Source organism: Xenorhabdus sp. BG5, assembly GCF_015163665.1.
Taxonomy (GTDB): Bacteria; Pseudomonadota; Gammaproteobacteria; order Enterobacterales; family Enterobacteriaceae; genus Xenorhabdus.
The window spans coordinates 1-3,495 of sequence record NZ_JADEUG010000064.1; the positions used below are offsets into that span (position 1 = coordinate 1).

Below are 3,495 nucleotides of genomic sequence, written 5' to 3' on the forward strand. Positions count from 1 at the left end.
CAGCGATATGGAATTGAGGCTGAATATGACACCAAGAAAGATTTTAAATGGGCTGACGCCAATGGAAGCCTATACCGGGCGCATGTTGCACTTATTGCGTTAATCCAGCGTAACTATGACCGGCAAGGCCGAAGCCTTCCCTGCCTGAACCACCATTGAAAGGGTGATAACAGACGCACTGGTAGAAACTTCCTACCAGTGTATAGTTACACAAGGCCGCGACGCCTTGACCATTGGATTGTGCCAATGGCGGGAATACTTTAACTGATTGTTTTAGTTTACTCAATAACTGAACGACTAAGTTTAACGGCTATAAACTCGTTCTACATACCGCCCGCGACCATCACCATGACCTAAATCCATTGAAACCAATGCTCGAGCTTCCTGACGACTAAAACCATTTTGTTGGTAAAACACCAGAGCATCCTGCGCCCATGCATAGCGCAAACTGTGGGGAGAATGACAGCCTGTTAAACCTATCTTTGTGGTATGTGCCCGCCAGTAATTCATGGCCTGCCTGAGGTCTGGTTTATCAATCAGCCTGCCACCTTGTTGCTCGGCAACAACAATTGCCTGTTCTACAGCTTCTTTTACTGCTGCAATATTCAATACGTGGGTTTGCCGGGGTCGACCACCCTTTGTTCCAAAGACAACATGCAGTTTCGGCTCAGGTTGTTCTAATTGTTTGCGCCAGCTTTTCAACGAAGCACTGCATTGCACCGCTTCCTGAGAACGTAATCCCAGCAATCGGGCTAGTTTCAGTGTGACGGCAAATCCGACATCACGTTCAAGGGCTTTTTGATAAATAATCTGAAACGTGGCATCAGGGATTGCTTGTTTCGTTCCGGCGCGGCTGGTTCCACTTAACCCTAATGCCTGATTACTCAGTCTTGGAGAAGTTTCCAGTTTTTCCCTGCCAGCCATGCGAAAAATATTACGCAGTGCGGACATTTCATTTTGTACTGTGCGCTTGGTGATCCCCTGAGATAAACGGGCATCAACGTAATGCTCTACATGTTTGGTTTTCAGATTATTGAGGCTTTTAATCTGAATATTCAGGCTCAATAACAGCGCGCCAAAACGACCTGCAATCCGAATACGGTCATGGCAGGTCTTATGGCTGCCGCCACCCTGTCAGGCAAAAAATTTTAATTCTTTAATCAATCGGCTCATCAGTTTCTCCCGCTACTTATACCTAATAACATGCGATCTCTGGCGCGCGACCGTTCGAGCAAAACAGAAAATACTTGCCTTGCCCTTGATCGATATCTGTGCGCCAGAGTGAACGCAGGTTGAGGTATTGCGGGGCATCGGTTGAGTACGCAGTACTGCCGCCTGTGTTAACAGGTCATCCCCACCGGCTAAAAGCCAGCCTCGATATCGTCAATTTCTCCTTTTTCAATCTAAAAATGCAGTTTCAGATTCACTGCTTGGTGAAGCAGGTGTGATCCTATCAGGGTTCGGTTGTTCTTTGGCTGCGGCGTCACTTTCAGCGATAAATCCGCAAAAAGTGACGCCTTGGGTTCCGCGAACGGTCAACAAGAATGATGCAAGAGTTGAAATGCTCGTAGGCACAGCAAAACGCCGCAAGGTTCGGAGTCAAACGGTAGTTATGAGTTAATTATTTGCGTGTGGAAACTTATCCGCTGAATAATTCAAACAGGGATAGATAAAAGTATGAACGGATGCGCAAAAACCATCCTGTTGTTTATTGAAGATAAATAGGATTTATGTTGATTTGAAAAGTCAGTGTATGAACCCACGTTCAACACACTTCGGCGACAAGATAAAAACACCTTTTTGGCGTATTTTTAGTTTAAGAAACCTTCATTACCAGACAAGGAGTTTATGTCTGACAATATCTGCTTCCAAAGGTGCGCAGATGTACCGCAATGCTTGCTCTCCCTTGCAGGCTACGGGAGTTTTCGTTCGCCACCCGAAGGCGATCCTGACAGGCGAGGGATCATTTTTGTAGAATGAAATGTTAACGGTCAGATAGGAGGGAGTCAAGCCGTTAAGGATTCCCGCCAGCCTGATTTTTGCCTGAATTACCGTGCATATTCCGATAATCCCCCTATATCCCGCCAAAACCAGTCAAAAATTGGATTTAATTCGTTAATTAATTTGATGGATTAATGTGTAGAATAAATGTGCTTTACTGTTCAATTACGCATTTGATCTCGCTGATATTCAGCATAATACCGACCCTAGTGAATAAAGCATAAGTTAAATTCAATGAAAAACGCCAAGGAATCGCTCTACCTAAAAGAGCGCGCTTACCTGCGAGAGCTGGCTGGGTACATCGCGAAAGAGTCGCCGCATCTGGCTGAATTTCTGGTTTCCTCTCATGATCCCGATATTCAACGGGTTTTCGAAGCCTTTGCCTTCTTAATTGCCAATCTGCGGGATAAGCTGGCGGATGATTTTCCCGAAATTGTTCACGGTCTTCTCTCCCGTATCTGGCCGTTAGCCCTGTCTCCAATCCCACCGACAACGCTAGTGCAGTTTACGCCCACGGATGATGAACATCAGGGCACGGCTGATATCCCACAGGGAACGTCAGTGACTGCCAGCCTTAACGGGCAATTGCTCGACTTTAAAACCTGCCGTCCTTTGCATATTGAACCCTTGATTGTGCAGGAGCGCGCCGTCAGGAAAACGGGCACTCACAGTGAAATTATCCTGACACTATGCCAAACCGGTTCGGCGTCTTCTTGCTGGCAAAGCGGAGCCTTATCTTTTTTCCTTGGCACTGACACAGAGCGCGCCGCCCAGCTCAACCTGTGGCTGGATCAACATATCTGTGATGTCAGCCTGAACACACAGGGCGAACGGCGAACAATGAAATGTTTTCCTTGTGGCTGGCATGGCCTGCTTGACGAACCGTTGCTGCCCACCGCCAAAAGTCCCTATTCCGGCCTGCAACCGTTGGTGGAATACTATGCGTTGCCGGCGCTTTATAACTTTGTCACGCTGGATATCAGCAACAGTTGCGCCAAAGTCCCGCTGAATGATGATGGCACGTTTGAGCTGATTTTGCGTTTCAGGGGCGAATTGCCGCTGGATGATGTCGAGGGGGCATTTTTGTTGGGTTGTGTTCCGGCGATTCATCTGGAAAACCAAACCACCCCGCCTGTCCGGTTGGAAGCCGGTAATCACCGCTATCCGCTGCCATTGGGGGAATCGGGGTGCTTGTACCGGCTGCGGGCGGTTCAGGTGGTGGTGCAGCCCGAAGACAGCGAGCAGCGTGGCACGCCTTATCACTGGCTGCCGATTGAGCAGTTTGTTCCCGCCGGACGTTTTTTCGATGACGATGCGCCGCCCGACACGTTTTACTACCAGCTCCAGACTGAGTCTGATTTTCTGGGCAGAATCCGGCACCGACTGTGCTTTTTTGATTTGACCGGCAACCCGGCAAACAATCTGCCGGAGATTGCTGTCTCGTGCTCTTTCATCGGCTACCATGAGCAGGCCCTGACGCTGGAACAAGGCGCA

Annotated in this window: 3 protein-coding genes and 1 pseudogene; 1 reads left to right on the forward strand and 3 read right to left on the reverse strand. The window is 48.5% G+C overall.

Going from position 1 to position 3,495, the window contains the following annotated elements; genetic code table 11:
* Window positions 1-91: 91 nt before the first annotated feature.
* The 3 genes and pseudogenes from IQ209_RS17720 to IQ209_RS17730 form a co-directional block, all read right to left on the reverse strand.
* The gene (locus IQ209_RS17720) at window positions 92-286 is read right to left on the reverse strand and encodes a hypothetical protein (protein WP_193852503.1); all 195 of its coding nucleotides are present in this window, start codon (window positions 284-286) and stop codon (window positions 92-94) included.
* A 17-nt stretch (window positions 287-303) separates the two neighbouring features.
* Window positions 304-1,173 (reverse strand): annotated as a pseudogene (locus IQ209_RS17725) (integrase domain-containing protein).
* Between the two features lie 225 nt (window positions 1,174-1,398).
* Window positions 1,399-1,575 carry a hypothetical protein gene (locus tag IQ209_RS17730; RefSeq protein ID WP_193852504.1) on the reverse strand — a complete coding sequence of 59 codons (177 nt, stop codon included), beginning with the start codon at window positions 1,573-1,575 and terminating at the stop codon, window positions 1,399-1,401.
* A 660-nt stretch (window positions 1,576-2,235) separates the two neighbouring features.
* Here IQ209_RS17730 and IQ209_RS17735 point away from each other — a divergent pair.
* A partial coding sequence (locus tag IQ209_RS17735; RefSeq protein ID WP_193852505.1) for a type VI secretion system baseplate subunit TssF occupies window positions 2,236-3,495 on the forward strand: 1,260 nt, incomplete at its 3' end.